This window comes from Hydrogenophaga sp. SNF1 (assembly GCF_034421675.1).
GTDB lineage: Bacteria > Pseudomonadota > Gammaproteobacteria > Burkholderiales > Burkholderiaceae_C > Hydrogenophaga > Hydrogenophaga borbori.
Map to the genome: position 1 here is coordinate 3,057,548 of NZ_CP139793.1, position 17,389 is coordinate 3,074,936.

A 17,389-nucleotide genomic window follows, 5' to 3' on the forward strand; every position below is an offset into this window, starting at 1 on the left:
GGGCGACACACAGGCGCCGCGCCACGGTCCACAATGACCCGGTTTCCGCCACCCCGAACAACACACGAGGCAGACCAGACATGACCCGCACCATCTCCCAACTCTTCGACCTCAAGGGCCGCACCGCCCTCATCACCGGCGGCTCGCGCGGCCTGGGCCTGCAGATGGCGCACGCGCTCGGCGAGGCCGGCGCGCGCGTGCTGATCAGCTCGCGCAAGGCCAAGGACCTGGAGGAGGCCTGCGCGGAACTCACGGCCGCCGGCATCGCCGCCGAATGGGTGGCCGCCGACGGCCAGAGCGAGGACGAGTGCCGCCGGCTGGTCGACGAGACGATGCGCCGCCTGGGCCACATCGACATCCTGGTGAACAACGCGGGCGCGGCCTGGGGCGCGCCGGCCGAGGACCACCCGGTGGACGCCTGGGACAAGGTCATGGACCTCAACGTGCGCAGCTACTTCATCCTGGCCCAGGAAGTCGCGCGCCGCAGCATGATCCCGCGCAAGGGCGGCAGCATCATCAACACGGCCTCCATCGCCGGCCTGGGCGGCAACCCGCGCGGCATGAAGACCATCGCCTACAACACCTCCAAGGGCGCGGTCATCAACTTCACGCGCGCGCTGGCGGCCGAGTGGGGCGACCATGGCATCCGCGTCAACGCCATCTGCCCGGGCTTCTTTCCCAGCAAGATGACCCAGGGCACGCTCAAGGCCATGGGCGAGGACAAGCTGGCCGCGCACGCGCCGCTGGGCCGCCTGGGCGACGACGAGGACCTGAAGGGCCTGACCGTGCTGTACGCCAGCGACGCCGGCAAGCACATCACCGGCCAATGGCTGGCCGTGGACGGCGGTGTCTCGATCATCACGGGCGGTTGATGGAATTCTCGGTACGCATTCCCTTTGTCGATCTGCTCGGCTTTCGCCTCGAGCGCATGGAGGGCGGCGAGGCCCAGATGGCCTACGACCCCGCGCCCGAGCACCTGAATTCCTTCGACGTGGTGCATGGCGGCGTCGGCATGACCCTGCTGGACGTGGTGATGGCGCACGCCGCGCGTTCCTTGCAGACCGACATGGGCTGCGTCACCATCGAAATGAAAACCAGCTTCGTGCGCGCCGCCAAGGGCCCGCTGGTGGCGCGCGGCCTGGTGCTGCACCGAACCGCCACCATGGCCTTCACCGAGGGCCGCGTGCTCGACGCCAGCGGCAAGCTGTGCAGCCATGCCACGGGCACCTTCAAGTTCGTGCCGCGCCTGCCCACGGGGGCGGGCCGCGTGAACCCGCTCAACCGCATCCCCACCGACTGACCCACCGGGAGACCCTCATGCCCACCAACCGCCAGATCCTGCTCGACAACCGCCCCAAGGGCGAGGCCACCGTCGACAACTTCAAGCTCGTCAGCACCGAGACGCCCCCGCTCAAGGACGGCCAGGTGCTGGTGCGGCACCACTTCCTCAGCCTGGACCCCTACATGCGCGGCCGCATGAACGACAGCAAGAGCTACGCCGCCTCCCAGCCCCTGGGCGAGGTGATGATCGGCGGCACCGTGGGCGTGGTGGCCGAATCGAAGCACCCGAGGTACGCCGTCGGCGACCAGGTGGTGGGCATGGGCGGCTGGCAGGAGTACAGCGTGGTCGATGCCGAGCAGCCCGGCGCGCTGCGCAAGGTGGACACCACCCACGTGCCGCTGAGCCATTACCTGGGCGCCGTGGGCATGCCCGGCGTGACGGCCTGGTACGGCCTGGTGAAGATCATCAACCCCAAGGCCGGCGACACCGTGGTGGTGAGCGCGGCCACGGGCGCCGTGGGCAGCGCCTTCGGTGCGCTGGCCAAGGCGCGCGGCTGCCGCGCGGTGGGCATCGCGGGCGGGCCCGAGAAATGCAGGTACGCCGTGGAAGAACTGGGCTTCGACGCCTGCATCGACTACCGCCTGCACAAGGACATGTACTCGCTGGCCAAAGCGCTCAAGGAGGCCTGCCCGAATGGCATCGATGGCTACTTCGAGAACGTGGGCGGCATGGTCCTGGACGCCGTGCTGCTGCGCATGAACGCCTTCGGCCGCATCGCGGTGTGCGGCATGATCGCCGGCTACGACGGCCAGCCGCTGCCGCTGGCCAACCCGGCGCTCATCCTGGTCAACCGGCTCAAGGTGGAAGGCTTCATCGTCAGCGAGCACATGGAGGTCTGGCCCGAGGCGCTCAAGGAACTGGGCACCCTGGTGGGCAGCGGCAAGCTGCGCCCGCGCGAGACCGTCGCGCAGGGCATCGCCTCGGCGCCCGAGGCCTTCCTGGGCCTGCTCAAGGGCAAGAACTTCGGCAAGCAGCTGGTCAAGCTGGTTTGAGGCGGCCATGGACGCGGCGCCAGCGCGCGGTGAGGAGTTTCGCGAGGACCTGCGCGGCCCCGGCTCGCGCACCGCGCAGGCGCGCCGCCTGCTCACGCCCGAGGAGCTGGCGCCGCTGACGCGCCTGTCCACGCCGCGTTCTCTGCTGGCCATCGCGCAGACCCTCGGGCTGATCGCGGGCGCGGTGGCCCTGGGCATGGCCAGCTGGCCCAGCGCCTGGCTGCTGCTGTGCGTGCCGGTGATCGGCATCGCCCAGCACGGCCTGTTCATCCTGGCGCACGAGGCCACGCACTACCGCCTGTTCAGCGCCCGCTGGGCCAACGACGGCCTGGGCCGCCTCATGGGCATCGTGGCCGGCCTGTCGATGTGCACGTACCGCGTGACGCACCGGCTGCACCACAACCACCTCTACACCGACGACGACCCCGACACCGCCATCCACGGCGGCTACCCGCGCGGGCGCGCCTACCTGTGGCGCAAGCTGGGCCAGGACCTGCTGGGCCTGAACGCCTGGAAAACCTACGCCTATTTCTTCGGCGCACCCGCCATCAACGACGACACGCGCCGCGAGATCCGCCCGCTGGACGACACCTCGCCCGCGCTGCGCGCCGCCGCCCGGCGCGACCGCTGGTACGTGGTGGCCTTTCACCTCGGTGCGCCGCTGCTCGCGCTGGGCCTGGGCGGGCCACGCGGCCTGCTGATGTATGCCGTGCTGTGGCTGCTGCCGCTGCTGACGGTGCTGCAACCCATCCTGCGCCTGCGCGCCATCTGCGAGCACGGCGCGGTGGGAGACCTGGGCTCGCCGCTCACCGCGGCGCGCTGCAACCGCACCTGGGGTTCGCCGCTGAACTGGCTGGCGCGCGCGCTGCTCTTCCCGCACCATGTGAACCACCACCTCGAGCACCACCTCTACCCGGCGGTGCCTCACTACCACCTGCCGCGACTGCACGCCCTGCTGCGCGAGAAGGGCGCGCTCGACGCGGCCGAGGTGCGCGATGTCCGCCAGACCTGGTCCCTGATCTTTGCCGCGAGAAAGGCCCGACATGCTGTCCACGCATGAAGTCTTCAACCAGCCCGCGCCGCTGGTGGACCTCAACCTTTTCGACACCAACCGCGCGCTGCAGGCCGCGCTGGCCTTCAACGCGCCGGGGCTGGACACCACCGGCCTGCGCGCCCTGGGCGCCACCGTCGGCAGCGCGGGGATGCAGGCCCATGCGCGCCTGGCCAACGTATTCACGCCGCAGCTCAAGACGCACAGCCGCGTGGGCGAGCGCATCGACCAGGTGGAGTTCCACCCCAGCTACCACGCGCTGATGCGCGAGGCGGTGGGCGCCGGCCTGCACGGCGCCGCCTTTGGCGCCGCGGAACAGGCCAGCGGCAACGCCCACCTGCGCCGCGCCGCCGGCTTCATGCTGTTCACCGAGCTGGAGCCCTCGGTGCTGTGCCCCATTTCCATGAGCTACGCGGTCACGCCCGCGCTGCAGGACAACGCCGCCATCTACCGCGACTGGGCGCCGCAACTCACCAGCCGCGACTACGACCCCGCGCTGAAGGTTTGGCGCGACAAGCCCGGTGCCACCATGGGCATGGGCATGACCGAGAAGCAGGGCGGCTCCGACGTGCGGGCCAACACCACGCGCGCCGAGCCCGCGGGCCGCGACGGCTGGGGACAACGCTTCGCGGTCACCGGCCACAAGTGGTTCTTCTCGGCGCCCATGTGCGACGCCTTCCTCGTTCTCGCGCAGACCGCCAGCGGCCTTTCTTGCCTGTTTCTGCCGCGCGTATTGCCCGACGGCTCGCTCAACGCGGTTCGCATCCAGCGCCTGAAGGACAAGCTGGGCAACAAGGCCAACGCCAGCTCCGAGGTGGAGTTCCTGGGCGCCACGGCCTGGCTGGTGGGCGAAGAAGGGCGCGGCGTGCCGCAGATCCTGGCCATGGGCACCATGACGCGCCTGGACTGCGCGCTGGGCACCAGCGGGCTGATGCGCCAGGCCCTGTCCATCGCGCTCCACCACACCACGCAGCGCAAGGCCTTCGGCAAGTACCTCATCGACCAGCCGCTGATGAAGAACGTGCTGGCCGACCTGGCGCTCGAATCCGAGGCTTCCACCGCACTGGCCCTGCGCCTGGCGCGCGCCTTCGACCGCCAGCACGACCCGCACGAGCAGGTGATGGCCCGCCTGCTGACGCCGGTGGCCAAGTTCTGGATCTGCAAGCGCGGCAGCCACTTCGCGCAGGAGGCCATGGAGTGCCTGGGCGGCAACGGCTACGTGGAGGAGGGCGGTGAGGGCATCATGGCCCGCATCTACCGCGAGATGCCGCTCAACTCCATCTGGGAAGGCGCCGGCAACATCATGGCGCTGGACCTGCTGCGCGCCCTGCGCAAGGCCGACGCCGCGGCCGCGCTGGCGCAGGAGCTGGCGCCCGCCAGGGGCCAGCACGCCGCGCTGGACCACCTGGCCGCGCGCCTGCCGCTGCGCGTGGAAGAAATGGCCACCGAGATGGAAGCCCGCCGCCTGGCGCAGGACGTGGCGCTGGCCGTGCAGGCCGCGCTGCTGGCGCAGACCGCGCCGGCCGCCGTGTTCAACGCCTTCTGCGATTCGCGCCTGGGCGGGCACTGGGGCCACAGCTTCGGTTCGCTGTCCGCCGGCACCGAGGTCGATGCCATCATCGAGCGGGCCATGCCGCGCTGACCCGATGAACGAGCCCACGGCCATGCACGCCACCACCATGCACGACCTGATCCTCCACCACTACCCCATGTCGCCCTTCGCCGAGAAGGCGCGGCTCATGCTCGGCCACAAGGGCCTGGTCTGGCACAGCGTTCACATTCCCGCGGTGATGCCCAAGCCCGACGTGGTGGCCCTCACCGGCGGCTACCGCAAGACGCCGCTGCTGCAGATCGGCGCCGACATCTACTGCGACACCGCCCTCATCGCCGACGTGCTGGAGCACCGCGAGCCCGAGCCCCCGCTGTTCCCGGCGCACGCGCGTGGCCTGTCGCGCACCGTGGCGCAGTGGGCCGATTCCTCCCTGTTCTGGGCCTCCATGGGCTACACGCTCAGCCCCAAGGGCGCGGCGGCGATGTTCGCCAGCCGGCCGGCCGGCGAGGGCCAGGCCTTCGCCAGCGACCGCGCCGCCATGCGCCAGAACATGACGCTGCTGCGCCCCGCCGACGCCACCAGCGCCTACCGCAGCTACCTGCGCCGCCTGGCCAGCATGCTCGACGACCAGCCCTTCCTGCTGGGCGAGGTGCCCTGCATCGCCGACTTCGCGGCCTACCACCCGCTGTGGTTCACACGCACGCTGAACCCGGGCCTCGCCAGCATCCTGGATGCCACCCCCGACGTGCTGGAGTGGATGGACCGCCTGGCCGCCATCGGCCATGGCCGCAGCGAGCGTCTGAGCAGCGCCGATGCCCTGGGCATCGCGCACGCCGCCACGCCCGAGCCCATCGGGCCCGACGTGTCCTTCCAGGACGACCACGGCATTGCGCTGGGCAGCCGTGTCAGCATCGCCGCCGAGGCCTTCGGCACCGAGACGAGCGAAGGCCTGCTGCGCGCGGCCACGCGAACGCGCTACACCATCGAACGCCAGGACGAGCGCGCCGGCACGGTGCACGTGCACTTTCCGCGCGTGGGCTACGTGCTGCGCGAGGTGCGGGCTTGAGCGGCGGCTTGATCTGGCATTGCCAGGCCTTCGACGCACTGAAGCCCCGGGCGCTGTACGACCTGCTGCGCCTGCGCACCGAGGTGTTCGTGATGGAGCAGAACTGCGTGTTCCAGGACATGGACGGCGCCGACCCCGCCTGCCACCACCTGCTGGGCGAACGCGGCGGCGTTCTGCTGGCCTATGCGCGCCTGGTGCCGGCCGGCCTGAAGTTCGCCGAGGCCAGCATCGGCCGCGTGGTGAGCGACCCGTCCACGCGCGGCACCGGCATGGGTCACGCGCTCATGAGCGAGGCGGTGCGGCAGCTGCACGCGCTCTGGGGCGAACAGCCGATCCGCATCGGCGCGCAGGCGCACCTGCAGGGCTTCTACCGCCAGCACGGCTTCGAGACCGAGGGGCCGCCCTACGACGAGGACGGCATCCCGCACGTCGAGATGCTGCGCCGCTGAACACACGAACCAAGGAGACGACACCATGATCCAGGACTTCCACGGCAAGACCGCCGTGCTCACCGGCGCAGGCTCGGGCTTCGGCCTGGAGTGCGCGCGCATCGGTGCCCAGCGCGGCATGAACCTCGTGCTGGTGGATGTGCAGGCCGACGCCCTGGCGCGCGCCGAGGCCGAGATGAAGGCCAGCGGCGCGCGGGTGCTGGCGCGCCGCGTGGACGTGTCCGACGCCGCGCAGATGGAGGCCCTGGCCGACGAGGTTCGGCAGACCTTCGGCGCGCCGCACTTCGTCTTCAACAACGCGGGCGTGGGTTCGGCCGGATTGATCTGGGAGAACTCGGTGCGCGACTGGCAATGGGTGCTGGGCGTGAACGTCTGGGGCGTGGTGCACGGCGTTCGCCTGTTCACGCCCATGATGCTGGCCGCCGCGAAGGCCGACCCGGCCTGGCGCGGCCACATCGTCAACACCGCCAGCATGGCGGGCCTGCTGACGCCGCCCAACATGGGCATCTACAACGTGAGCAAGCACGCGGTGGTGGCGCTCACCGAAACGCTCTACCAGGACCTGCGCCTGGTCAGCGACCAGATCGGCGCCAGCGTGCTGTGCCCCTACTTCGTGCCCACCGGCATCAGCCAGAGCCAGCGCAACAAGCCGGCCGAGCTGGCCGGCGAGCGCCTGACCAAAAGCCAGCTCATCGGCCAGGCCATGACGGACAAGGCCGTGGGGTCGGGCAAGGTGACGGCGCCCGAGGTGGCGCACAAGGTGTTCGAGGCCATCGAAGCCGACCGCTTCTACGTCTTCAGCCACCCCAAGGCCCTGGGCAATGTGCGCTCGCGCATGGAGGCCATCGTGAACGTTCAGAACCCGCCCGATCCCTTCATGGAGCGCCCGGAGGTGGGCGCGCAGCTGCGCGCCGCGCTGCGCGAAGGCTGAGGCCGCGTGGACGCGCCGGCCGCCCGCGGCCATTGCCTGTTCGACACCGCCATCGGCCGCTGCGCCATCGCCTGGGGGCCGGCGGGCATCGTGGCCGTGCAGCTGCCCGAGGCCGACGACGCGGCCACGCGCCGGCGCCTGTTCCGCAACGCGGGCGAGGCACTGCCGGCCGCCGAGCCGCCGCCCCAGGTGCAAGACGCCATCGCAGGCGTGGTGGCCCTGATGGCGGGCGAGCGGCGCGACCTGCTGGAGGTGGCGCTCGACATGGCGCGCGTGAGTGCTTTCCGCCAGCGGGTGTACCAATTCGCGCGCCGCATCCCGCCGGGCCAGACGCGCACCTACGGCGAGGTGGCCCAGGCCCTGGGCGACCCGCCACTGGCGCGCGCCGTGGGCCAGGCCATGGGGGCCAACCCCTTCGCGCCCATCGTGCCCTGCCACCGCGTGATGGCGGCGGGCGGACAGCCGGGCGGCTTCTCGGCGCGCGGCGGTGCCATGACCAAGCTGCGCATGCTGGGCATCGAGGGCGCGCTGGAGCCCGACCTGTTCGATCCGCCGCCGCCCGGGCTCAGTCGCTGAGGGGCGGTCCGGCCAGGCGCTCGGCCAGCGCCAGCGCCGACAGCGGGGCGCAGCCCTCGGCCTTGTTGCTGATGGTCACGTAGGCGTTCTGCCCCGCGCCCGTGATGCCGCGCACCGTGCGCACGATGAGATCGCGCGTGTCTTCGTCCACGTCGTGGATGCGGTCGTAGGGGCTGTACTCGCGCTGCGCGTCTTCGTAGCCGTAGGCGCCGTGCAGGGGGTTGAGGTTCCAGCGGCAGACCAGGGGGCCGGGCCACAGGGCGCGCAGCAACGGCAGCTGGTCCCGCATGCGCGGCATCTTGGCGTGCAGGCCCAGGCAGTAGGTGGCGCCGGCCTCGCGCAACACCTCGGCCAGCGCGGGGGCGATGCGCGGCGACAGCCACTCGGGGTCGCGCACCTCCACCGCGACCACGCCGTCGGGCGTGGCGCCACGCACGTCCGGCAGGGCCTTGAGCAGGGCGCGCAGGCGCTCCAGCAGCAGCGGCAGGCGCTGCAGCTGCGCGAAGGGCAGGGGGCTCAGCTGGAACACCAGCGCGCCGACCTTGTGGCCCAGGCCGGCCAGGGCCGGTTCGATGAACTCGCTCACCGCCACGGCCGGGTCCAGGAACAGCGGGTTGGGCTGACGGCCCATGCCGTCCTCACCGCGGACCTGGGCGTCGCAGACCAGCGCGGGGGCCTTCACGACGAAGCGGAAATCGCTCGGCACCTGTTCGGCGTAGCGCCGGAACTGCACCTCGGTGAGGGCGCGGTAGAAGCTGCGGTCGATGCAGACACAACGCAGCAGCGGGTGCTGGCCATAGGCGGCCAGGCCTTGTTTGGACAGCGTGGCGTCGGGGTACCCGCGGTCCCAGACCAGGCCAGCCCAGCCCGGGTAGGTCCAGGACGAGGTGCCCAGGCGAAGGCGCGGCGGCAGGGCGGCGGCCAGGGCGCGCAGGGCCTCGCTGTGCCCGGCGGGCAAGACGCCGGCGCCGCCTCGGCGGCGCGCGGGTGGGCCATGGGCGGGCGGCGGTGCGGCGGGCGCTGGCGGCGGCGAGGGCGGCGAGGGCGGTGAGGAGGGCGGTCCGCCGAACAGGTCGTCTTGCATCGGTGCCGTCAAACCGCGTGGAAGCGCCGGCGGTACTCGCCCGGCGTGAGGCCCACGAAACGGATGAACACCTTGCGGAAGGCGCTGGTGTCGCCGTAGCCCACATCCCAGGCGATGCGGTCCACCGGCAGCCGGCCGAACTGCAGCATCTCGCGCGCCCGGCCCACGCGCAGGCGCTGGCAGTACTCGGTGGTGGTCATGCCGGTGGCCTTCTGGAAGCGGCGCAGGAAGGTGCGCTCTTCCAGACCGGCCTGGGCCGCCAGCCTGGGCAGGGCGATGTCTTTCGCGTCGGTGGCCTGCAGCCAGTGCTGCACCTTGAGCACGGCGGCGTCGCCGTGGCGCAGCCGGGGTGAGAAGGCGCTGTAGTAGCGCTGCTCGCGCCCCGGCGGATCGACCAGCAGCGAGCGCGCGGTCTCCACCATCACCGTGGCCCCCAGGGTGCGGTCGATCAGGCGCATGCCCAGGTCGGTCCAGGCCATGGCGCCGCCGGCGGTGAGGATGTCGCCGTCGTCGACGATCAGCTGGTCGGTGTCGAGCCGCACACCGGGGAAGCGGTCCTGGAAGGCCTCGGCGTAGCGCCAGTGGGTGGTGATGGTGCGCCCGACGAGCAGGCCGGTTTCGCCCAGCACAAAGGCGCCCGCGCAGACCGAGGCCAGGGCCACACCGGCCGCGTGCCGCTCGCGCAGCCAGGCGCCGAAGGGCGCCGCCGCTTCGCGCGCCAGCGGCGGGTTCAGGCTGGGGGGCAGCACCAGCACGGCGGGCGTGCCCTCCTGGCCGGGGGCGCTGTCGAACACGCGCGACGGCGGGCCCTGCTCATGCAGCTGCCAGTGGCTCACGCGCAGGGCGTGGGCGGTACCGCCCACGCGCGGGGTGGCGGTGCGCGAGGCGTAGTCGAAGAGGTCGCTCATGCCCAGCACGGCGGCCTGCTGCGCGCCGGGGTAGAGCACGAGGCCGATTTCGGTGGGGGCGGGGGAGGGCATGTGTCGATTCTGCCCCTTGGAATGTCGATGACGCCACTGTGCACCGGCGGGCACCCCAGGGATCATTCGTTCGCCCCTTTTCCGGGACGGACGACGCTTGAACCCACGGAGAACCGAATGCCCGCCAGCGCCCTGGTCGTGATCGACCTGCAGAACGAGTATTTCCCCACCGGCCAACTGCCCCTGGTCGGCATTGAGGCGGCCACCGCCAACGCGGCACGCGTGATCGCCAAGGCCCGCGCCCAGGGCGTGCCGGTGGTCCACGTGCGGCACGAGGCCGGCCGGCCCGACGCGCCGGTGTTCAGGCCAGGCACGCCCAACGTGCAGATCCACGCCTCGGTGGCGCCCGCCGAGGGCGAGGCGGTGATCGTCAAGCACTTTCCCAATGCGTTTCGCGAGACGCCGCTGAAGGCGCTGCTGGACGAGCTGGGCGTGCGCGAGCTGGTGATCGTGGGCGCCATGAGCCACATGTGCATCGACGCCGGCACCCGCGCCGCCGCCGATCTGGGCTATGCCGTGACCGTGGTGCACGACGCCTGCGCCACGCGCGACCTGGTGTTTGGCGGGCAGACGGTGCCGGCGGCGCAGGTGCACGCCGCTTTCATGGCAGCGCTGGGGGCGTCGTACGCCACGCTCAGCACCACCGAGGCCTTGTTGGCGCGCTGAAGCACGCGTGACCGGCCGCCGCGGGTCCACGGCTCAGCCCTCGTCGGTATCGGGCCACCAGCGCAGCAGCCAGTGGCGCCGGTGCCGGCGCGGCGCGGTTTCGCGCTGAGGCTCCAGGCCCAGCCGCGTTTCGTCGGGCGGCGGGCGGCGCTTGCGTGCCAGCCAGCGCGGCTGGCGGCGCAGCACCAGGTGGCGCTCGATGGCGTTGTCGATCACCAAGGCCAGGTGGGCGCCGTGCGCGGGCAGGCACAGGTAGTGGTAGATGAGGCCCTCGTTGATCAGTTGCTGCAGCGCCGCCGCGTCGTGCGAGGCGCTGGCCAGCACCACCGACAGGGCCGGCGTGCGGCGTTTGGCGGCCCGCACGAGTTCCAGCGTGCCGCGCGGGTCGCCGCATTGCTGCAGCACCAGCACCGCCGGCTGGCGCTGCGCGAGCAGCGTGAGCGCATCGGCCATGTCCTGGGCCCGCAGCAGGCGGGCGGGCGCCGGGGCTCGGCGCGCGCAGGCCTGGTCGCAGGCGCGCCCCAGCTCGGCGTCGGCCTGCACGAGCAGCACTTCTTCGTGCCGGACGGGCGAGTCGGCGTCGGCGCCCGTGTCCTGGAAATCGCTCCAGGCCAGGCGCGTCAGGCGCGACAGACGGGCCGCGTCCTGCACGTGGCGGAGCAGCCGGGCGTCGTTCCAGGGTTTGCTGATGCAGCGGAACACGTCGCCCTCGTTCAGCGCGAACACCACCGAGGAAAAGTCGGCGTAACCCGCGAGCAGCAGGCGCACGGTGTGCGGCGAGGCTTCGCGGGCCTGGCGCAGGAGCTCGGTGCCGCACATGCCAGGCATGCACTGGTCGGACAGCAGCACGTCGAAGCGCTGGGCCCCCAGCAGGGCGAGCGCCTGCGCGCCGTCGCTCGCCACGACCACGTCGAATTCGCCGCGCAGCAGCCAGCGCAGCGAGCGCAACAGCGGCGGTTCGTCGTCCACGCAGAGCACTTTGGGCCGATGCCTGGCTTCGTTCTTCATGCCGTGCCTTGGGAGGAAGGGGCAGGTCGTTCGGCTGCAGCTGGAGCGCCGACGGGCTCAGGCGCGGCATGCTAGGAACGGCGAGCGGCCGACCACATACTGCCGCTGCAGTATTCGGGCCTTCTCCCGTGCCAGCGGCGCATTTCTTGATGGCTGGCAAAGGAACCGGGCGGGGCATCGGCCTGTGGCAAACTCCCGCGCTTCGTGAAGTGAGGCACCCCTTGGGGGGCCACCGGGAGACCCATGCAGAAGATCGTTGCGCGCCTGGCGCAAGACCTGAAGATTCGTGAGCAGCAGGTGCGGGCCACCATCGAACTGCTCGACGGCGGCGCCACGGTGCCCTTCATCGCCCGCTACCGCAAGGAGGCCACCGACGGCCTCGACGACGTGCAGTTGCGCGAGCTCGACGCCCGACTGGCCTACCTGCGCGAGCTGGAAGACCGCCGCGCCACGGTGCTCAAGAGCATAGAGGAGCAGGGCAAGCTCAATGACACCCTGCGCGCGGCCATCGAGGCCGCCGACACCAAGCAGGACCTGGAAGACCTCTACCTGCCTTACAAGCCCAAGCGCCGCACCAAGGGCGCCATCGCGCGCGAGGCGGGCATCGAGCCCCTGGCCGACGCGCTCTGGGCCGACCCTTCGCTGGACCCGGCCACCGCCGCCGCGCCCTACGTGAAGGCCGAAAAGGGCGAGGACGGCAGCGACTTCACCACCGCGGCGGCCGTGCTCGACGGCGTGCGCGACATCCTGTCCGAGCGCTGGGCCGAGGACGCCGCGCTGGTGCAGGCCCTGCGCGAGTGGCTTTGGGCCGAGGGCGAGATCACCAGCCAGCTGGTGGCCGGCAAGGACGAGAACGCGCCCGAGGTGGCCAAATTCCGCGACTACTTCGACCAGCGCGAGCCCATCGGCAAGGTGCCCTCGCACCGCGCGCTGGCCATGTTCCGTGGGCGCGGGCTGGAAATCCTGGACGTGAAGCTGGCCCTGCCCGAGGACGCGCTGCCCGGTCAGCCCAGCCTGGCCGAAGGCCGCATCGCGCGCCACCTGGGCTGGAGCCACCAGGGCCGCCCCGCCGACGACCTGCTGCGCAAATGCGTCGCATGGACCTGGCGCGTGAAGCTGAGCCTGTCCAGCGAGCGCGACCTGTTCGCCCGCCTGCGCGAAGGCGCCGAGGGCGTGGCCATCCAGGTGTTCGGCGCCAACCTGCGCGACCTGCTGCTGGCCGCGCCGGCCGGCCCCAAGGTGGTGATGGGCCTGGACCCGGGCATCCGCACCGGCGTGAAGGTGGCGGTGGTGGACGCCACCGGCAAGCTGGTCGATACCGCGACGGTGTTCCCGCACGAGCCCCGGCGCGACTGGGACGGTGCCCTGCACACCCTGGGCCGCCTGTGCGAGAAACACGGCGTGAGCCTGATCGCCATCGGCAATGGCACCGCCAGCCGCGAGACGGACAAGCTCGCGGCCGATCTGCTCAAGCGCTTCCCGGCCGTGCAGAAGGTGGTGGTGAGCGAGGCCGGCGCCTCGGTCTATTCGGCCAGCGAATACGCCAGCCAGGAAATGCCGGACGTGGACGTGAGCCTGCGCGGCGCCGCCAGCATCGCCCGCCGCCTGCAGGACCCGCTGGCCGAGCTGGTGAAGATCGACCCCAAGAGCATCGGCGTGGGCCAGTACCAGCACGACGTGAACCAGAGCGAGCTGGCGCGCACGCTCGACGCCGTGGTCGAGGATTGCGTGAACGGCGTGGGCGTGGACCTGAACACCGCCAGCGCGCCGCTGCTGTCGCGCGTATCGGGCCTGTCGGCCTCCCAGGCCAAGGCCGTGGTGCGCTGGCGCGAGTCGCACGGCGCCTTCCGCAGCCGCCAGCAACTGCTCGAGGTGAGCGGCCTGGGCGCCAAGACCTTCGAACAGGCGGCCGGTTTCCTGCGCATCCGCGACGGCGACAACCCGCTGGACATGACCGGCGTGCACCCCGAGAGCTACGCCGTGGTTGAAAAAATCATCGCCAGCGTGGGCGAGCCGGTGAACAAGCTCATGGGCCGCGCCGACTGGCAGGGCCGGCTCAAGCCCGAGCAGTTCGCGGTGGACGGCGTGGGCGCCATCACCGTGAAGGACATCCTGAAAGAGCTGGAGAAGCCCGGCCGCGACCCGCGCCCGGACTTCAAGGTGGCGCGCTTCAACGAGGGCGTGGAGGACATCAAGGACCTGCGCGAGGGCATGATCCTGGAGGGCACGGTGAGCAACGTGGCCCAGTTCGGCGCCTTCGTGGACCTGGGCGTGCACCAGGACGGCCTGGTCCATGTGAGCCAGCTGAGTCACAAGTTCGTGAACGACGCGCGCGAGGTCGTCAAGACCGGTGACATCGTGAAGGTCAAGGTGCTGGAGGTCGACACGGCGCGCAAGCGCATCTCGCTGAGCATGAAGCTCGACGCCGCGCCCGCGCGGCGCGAGGGCGGCGGCGCGGGGGCGGGCGCGCCGCGCGGCGGGCGCGAGGGCTTCGCGCGCTATTCGGGCGGGCGGGACACGGTGGCCGCGCCGTCGGCCATGGCCTCGGCTTTCGAGAAGCTGCGCGGCGCCAAGCCGCGCTGAGCGGCGCATCAAGTTCCGCTGCCGCGTGCCGATAGGGCAGGAAGCGACAACTCCGTTGACTGGCGTGCCCTGATCGGGGCACCGCGGAACCGGCTGTGCCGGGCCGCAGGTGCCGCCCCGAGAGGGCGCGCGCAGTGCGGCGGGGGGGTCAATGTCAGTCCGAGGTATTCATCCCCACCGCCCGCCATGGATCTTGAAGCGCTCCTGAACTACCCCGGCGCCTTGCCGGCGATGTCCCGCACCGTCGCCGACCTGATGTCGGAGATGAACAAGGACGACCCGAGCCCCAAGCGGGTGGCCGAGCTGGTGGGGCAAGACCCCTCGCTCACCACCCGGGTGCTGCGCCTGTCCAACTCCTCCTTCTTCCGCGCCAGCCGCAAGATCGGCAGCGCCCAGGAAGCCGTGGCCATGCTGGGCATGACGCACGTGCGCTCGCTGGTCATGGCCGCCGCGCTGGGCTCCAGCTTCAAGAACGTGCCCGGTGTGAACCTGCCGCAGTTCTGGCGCTACAGCCTGCGCGTGGCCGACATCTCCAAATCCCTGGCGGGCCTGCTGCGCCAGCAGGAGTCCAATGCCTATACGGCCGGCCTGATCCACGCCATCGGCGACCTGGTGATGCACATCGCCATGCCCGATGAGATCGCCCCCCTGGACATGGGCACGCCGCCGCTGGACCTGCAGCGCGCCCAGGCCGAACGCAACCGTTTCGACTACACCTACGCCGAGGTCGGCGCGGGCATGGTGGAGCGCTGGAACTTCCCCCCGGCCATCGTGAGCGCGCTGAAGCACCAGACCGCGCCCTTCGACGGCGACGTGTACGACCCGCTGGCCGGCATCCTGCACCTGGCGTCCTGGCGCGCGCGCGCCGAGGAAATCCAGCTCGACGACGGCGGCCTGGCCGCCACCTTCCCCGACATGGTGGGCCTGACCCTGGGACTGGACCTGGGCAGCGTGCTGGGCAAAGACCCGGCCGAGTGGGAGTTCACCGACGCGCTGTCCGCCTTCCTGGATTGATCGCACCCCATGTCGTCGATAGTTCTAAAGAAACGCCTGCCGGTAACGATAAACAAAGCAAACACCCGACGTTCCAGCCGCAAGAGGATCGCCATGCATCTCGAAAAACTGCTCAAGCAGCCTCAGGCCCTTCCGTCCGTACCCAAGGTGGTGCGGCGCCTGATCGAAACCTTCGAGCAGGCCGACGTCGATCCCATGCTGGTGGCCTCGCTGATCGAAGAGGATCCGGTCCTCACGGCCAAGCTGCTCAAGACCGCCAACTCGGCCTTCTTCGGCTTGTCGCGCAACGTGACCAACGCGCGTGAGGCCATGAACATCCTGGGCCTGATCAAGGTGCGCGCGCTGGTGGTGGCCAGCGCCCTGGGCGAGAGCTTCCACATGGTGGGTGGCGTCAACCTCAACCAGTTCTGGCGCTACAGCCTGAACACGGCCAACCTGTCGCGCTACATCGCGCTGCCCATCCGCATCGACGAGAACACCGCCTTCACCGCCGGCCTGATCCACGCCATCGGCGAACTGGTGATGCATGTGGGCATGCCCGAGGCCATGATCGAGCTGGACCGCAACATTCCCATGCTCGACCTCAAGCGCGCCAAGGCCGAGCGCAGCCTGTTCGGCTACAGCTACGCCGAGGTGGGCGCGGCGCTGGCGCGCGAATGGAAGTTCCCGCGCCGCATGATCAACGCCATCGAACACCAGACGGCACCCTTCGACAACGACGTGTACGAACCGATCGCCGGCGTCATCCACATCGGCTCCTGGCGCGCCCGCGCCGAAGAGCAGGACCTGCGGGGCGAGCTGCTCATCAACACCTACCCGGACCCGGTGGGCGTGGTGCTGGGCATCGATCCGGACACCGTGGTGGCCGAGCGCATTCCCTCGATTTCCCGCCACCCGGTGGAGGACGAGGCCAAGCCGCGCGTCGAGCCGGCCAGCGATTCCGTGCCCCACTGAGGACCGGGGGCCGCGGCGCTCGGTGACAATTCGGGCCCATGCGAGCCCTGCGCCTCTATGCCGGCCCTTCGGCCTTAGACCACCTGCGCGAGCGGGGCCTGCGCCCCTCGGACGTCGGCGTCGTTCCCGCCGCGGCCGGTGGACCCAAGGGCCTCATCCTCGGGCCCATCGACCGCCTGCTGTTCGGCCACTGGCTGGCCGACGCGCCGCAACCCATCCACCTGGTGGGCGCCTCCATCGGCGCCTGGCGCATGGCCACGGCCTGTCTGCCCGACGCGGTGGGCAGTTTCGAGCGGCTCGAGCACGACTACATCCACCAGCACTATGAACTGCCGCCCGGCCAGCGCCGGCCCACGGCACAGCAGGTGAGCGAACAGTTCTCGCTCAATCTTCAATCCTTCTACGGCGGGCGCGTCGAGCCCGTGCTGCAGCACCCGCGCTGGCGGCTGCACGTCGTCACCTCGCGCGGGCGGCGCCTGCTCGCGCACGACGGGCGCTGGCGCACGCCCTTGGGTTACCTGAGCGCCTATGCGGCCAATGCCGTGCGCCGCCCGGCGCTCGGCCAGTGGCTGGAGCGGGTGGTGTTCTCGGGGCCGGACGTGGCGGCCGGCACCACCAGCGCCTTGCCCTTCGCCACCCACGATCTGCGCACGCGCCAGATCCCGATGGGACCGCACAACTTCATGCAGGCCCTGCAGGCCAGCTGCTCCATTCCCTTCGTGCTGCGCCCGGTGGTGGATATTCCGGGCGCGCCGCACGGGCCGTACTGGGACGGTGGTATCACCGATTACCACCTGCACCTGCACTACCGGCACGACGCCGCCGCGCCCATCGTGCTGTATCCGCACTTCCAGCGGGCGGTGGTGCCGGGCTGGCTGGACAAGGCCTGGAAGCGCCGCCACCGAAGCAGCCCCGCGCTGGACCACATGCTGGTGCTGGCGCCCGACCCCGACTGGGTGAGGCAGGCCCTGCCGGGCGGCAAGCTGCCCGATCGCAGCGACTTCGGGCGCTACGGGCAGGACCTGGCCGCGCGCGTCAGGGCCTGGGGCGCGGCCGTGAAGGCGGCGCGGCAGCTGGCGGAAGAACTGGGGGAGTGGCTGGCCCGGCCCGACGTCCGCCGGGTCGAACCGCTGTGAGCCCC

The 17,389-nt window shown here is 71.1% G+C and carries 17 protein-coding genes; 14 read left to right on the forward strand and 3 right to left on the reverse strand.

Annotation, left to right across the window (positions count from 1 at the left end; all coding sequences use genetic code 11):
- The first annotated feature begins 80 nt into the window (after positions 1-80).
- From SOM08_RS14590 to SOM08_RS14630, 9 genes are read left to right on the forward strand one after another with little or no spacing between them, the layout of a single operon-like run.
- Positions 81-872: an SDR family oxidoreductase gene (locus SOM08_RS14590; RefSeq protein ID WP_116957305.1), complete on the forward strand. Its 792-nt coding sequence runs from the start codon at positions 81-83 to the stop codon at positions 870-872.
- Positions 872-1,300 (forward strand): PaaI family thioesterase, encoded by a 429-nt coding sequence (locus SOM08_RS14595; protein WP_181936381.1) that lies wholly within the window; start codon positions 872-874, stop codon positions 1,298-1,300. Before SOM08_RS14590 ends, SOM08_RS14595 begins: the two co-directional genes overlap by 1 nt.
- A gap of 17 nt (positions 1,301-1,317) precedes the next feature.
- Positions 1,318-2,334 (forward strand): NADP-dependent oxidoreductase, encoded by a 1,017-nt coding sequence (locus tag SOM08_RS14600; RefSeq protein ID WP_116957307.1) that lies wholly within the window; start codon positions 1,318-1,320, stop codon positions 2,332-2,334.
- Positions 2,335-2,341: 7 nt separating this feature from the next.
- Positions 2,342-3,394, forward strand: a complete 1,053-nt coding sequence (locus tag SOM08_RS14605) for a fatty acid desaturase (protein WP_116957308.1) — start codon at positions 2,342-2,344, stop codon at positions 3,392-3,394.
- A complete protein-coding gene (locus tag SOM08_RS14610; RefSeq protein ID WP_322469186.1) occupies positions 3,378-5,027 on the forward strand; it encodes an isovaleryl-CoA dehydrogenase in 1,650 nt (549 codons plus the stop codon). The genes SOM08_RS14605 and SOM08_RS14610 overlap by 17 nt, the downstream gene beginning before the upstream one ends.
- A 37-nt stretch (positions 5,028-5,064) precedes the next feature.
- The gene (locus SOM08_RS14615; protein ID WP_322470706.1) at positions 5,065-6,003 is read left to right on the forward strand and encodes a glutathione S-transferase family protein; all 939 of its coding nucleotides are present in this window, start codon (positions 5,065-5,067) and stop codon (positions 6,001-6,003) included.
- Positions 6,000-6,452 carry a GNAT family N-acetyltransferase gene (locus SOM08_RS14620; RefSeq protein ID WP_322469187.1) on the forward strand — a complete coding sequence of 151 codons (453 nt, stop codon included), beginning with the start codon at positions 6,000-6,002 and terminating at the stop codon, positions 6,450-6,452. Before SOM08_RS14615 ends, SOM08_RS14620 begins: the two co-directional genes overlap by 4 nt.
- Before the next feature lie 25 nt (positions 6,453-6,477).
- Positions 6,478-7,383, forward strand: a complete 906-nt coding sequence (locus SOM08_RS14625; RefSeq protein ID WP_116957310.1) for an SDR family oxidoreductase — start codon at positions 6,478-6,480, stop codon at positions 7,381-7,383.
- Positions 7,384-7,389: 6 nt separating this feature from the next.
- Entirely contained in the window at positions 7,390-7,959 is a 570-nt protein-coding gene (locus SOM08_RS14630; RefSeq protein ID WP_116957311.1) for a methylated-DNA--[protein]-cysteine S-methyltransferase, read from the forward strand.
- On the opposite strand, the gene SOM08_RS14635 is transcribed toward SOM08_RS14630, so the two are convergent.
- Positions 7,949-9,043 carry a DUF72 domain-containing protein gene (locus tag SOM08_RS14635; RefSeq protein WP_116957312.1) on the reverse strand — a complete coding sequence of 365 codons (1,095 nt, stop codon included), beginning with the start codon at positions 9,041-9,043 and terminating at the stop codon, positions 7,949-7,951. The genes SOM08_RS14630 and SOM08_RS14635 overlap by 11 nt on opposite strands.
- An 8-nt stretch (positions 9,044-9,051) precedes the next feature.
- The gene (locus SOM08_RS14640; RefSeq protein ID WP_116957313.1) at positions 9,052-10,023 is read right to left on the reverse strand and encodes a GlxA family transcriptional regulator; all 972 of its coding nucleotides are present in this window, start codon (positions 10,021-10,023) and stop codon (positions 9,052-9,054) included.
- A 117-nt stretch (positions 10,024-10,140) separates the two neighbouring features.
- Between SOM08_RS14640 and SOM08_RS14645 the strand changes: the two genes are divergently transcribed.
- Positions 10,141-10,689: a cysteine hydrolase family protein gene (locus SOM08_RS14645; RefSeq protein WP_116957314.1), complete on the forward strand. Its 549-nt coding sequence runs from the start codon at positions 10,141-10,143 to the stop codon at positions 10,687-10,689.
- Positions 10,690-10,722: 33 nt separating this feature from the next.
- Here the strand turns inward: SOM08_RS14645 and SOM08_RS14650 are convergent, their stop codons facing one another.
- Positions 10,723-11,697, reverse strand: coding sequence for a response regulator (locus SOM08_RS14650; RefSeq protein ID WP_116957315.1), 975 nt, complete (start codon positions 11,695-11,697; stop codon positions 10,723-10,725).
- 243 nt (positions 11,698-11,940) lie between these two features.
- On the opposite strand from SOM08_RS14650, the gene SOM08_RS14655 reads away from it, so the two are divergent.
- From SOM08_RS14655 to SOM08_RS14670, 4 genes are all read left to right on the forward strand, one after another.
- The gene (locus SOM08_RS14655; RefSeq protein ID WP_116957316.1) at positions 11,941-14,280 is read left to right on the forward strand and encodes a Tex family protein; all 2,340 of its coding nucleotides are present in this window, start codon (positions 11,941-11,943) and stop codon (positions 14,278-14,280) included.
- A 186-nt stretch (positions 14,281-14,466) separates the two neighbouring features.
- Positions 14,467-15,294 (forward strand): HDOD domain-containing protein, encoded by an 828-nt coding sequence (locus SOM08_RS14660; protein ID WP_070398399.1) that lies wholly within the window; start codon positions 14,467-14,469, stop codon positions 15,292-15,294.
- Between the two features lie 93 nt (positions 15,295-15,387).
- Complete coding sequence (locus SOM08_RS14665) at positions 15,388-16,248, forward strand: HDOD domain-containing protein (RefSeq protein WP_070398400.1); 861 nt, start codon at positions 15,388-15,390, stop codon at positions 16,246-16,248.
- Between the two features lie 38 nt (positions 16,249-16,286).
- Positions 16,287-17,384, forward strand: a complete 1,098-nt coding sequence (locus SOM08_RS14670; RefSeq protein WP_322469188.1) for a patatin-like phospholipase family protein — start codon at positions 16,287-16,289, stop codon at positions 17,382-17,384.
- Positions 17,385-17,389 lie beyond the last annotated feature (5 nt).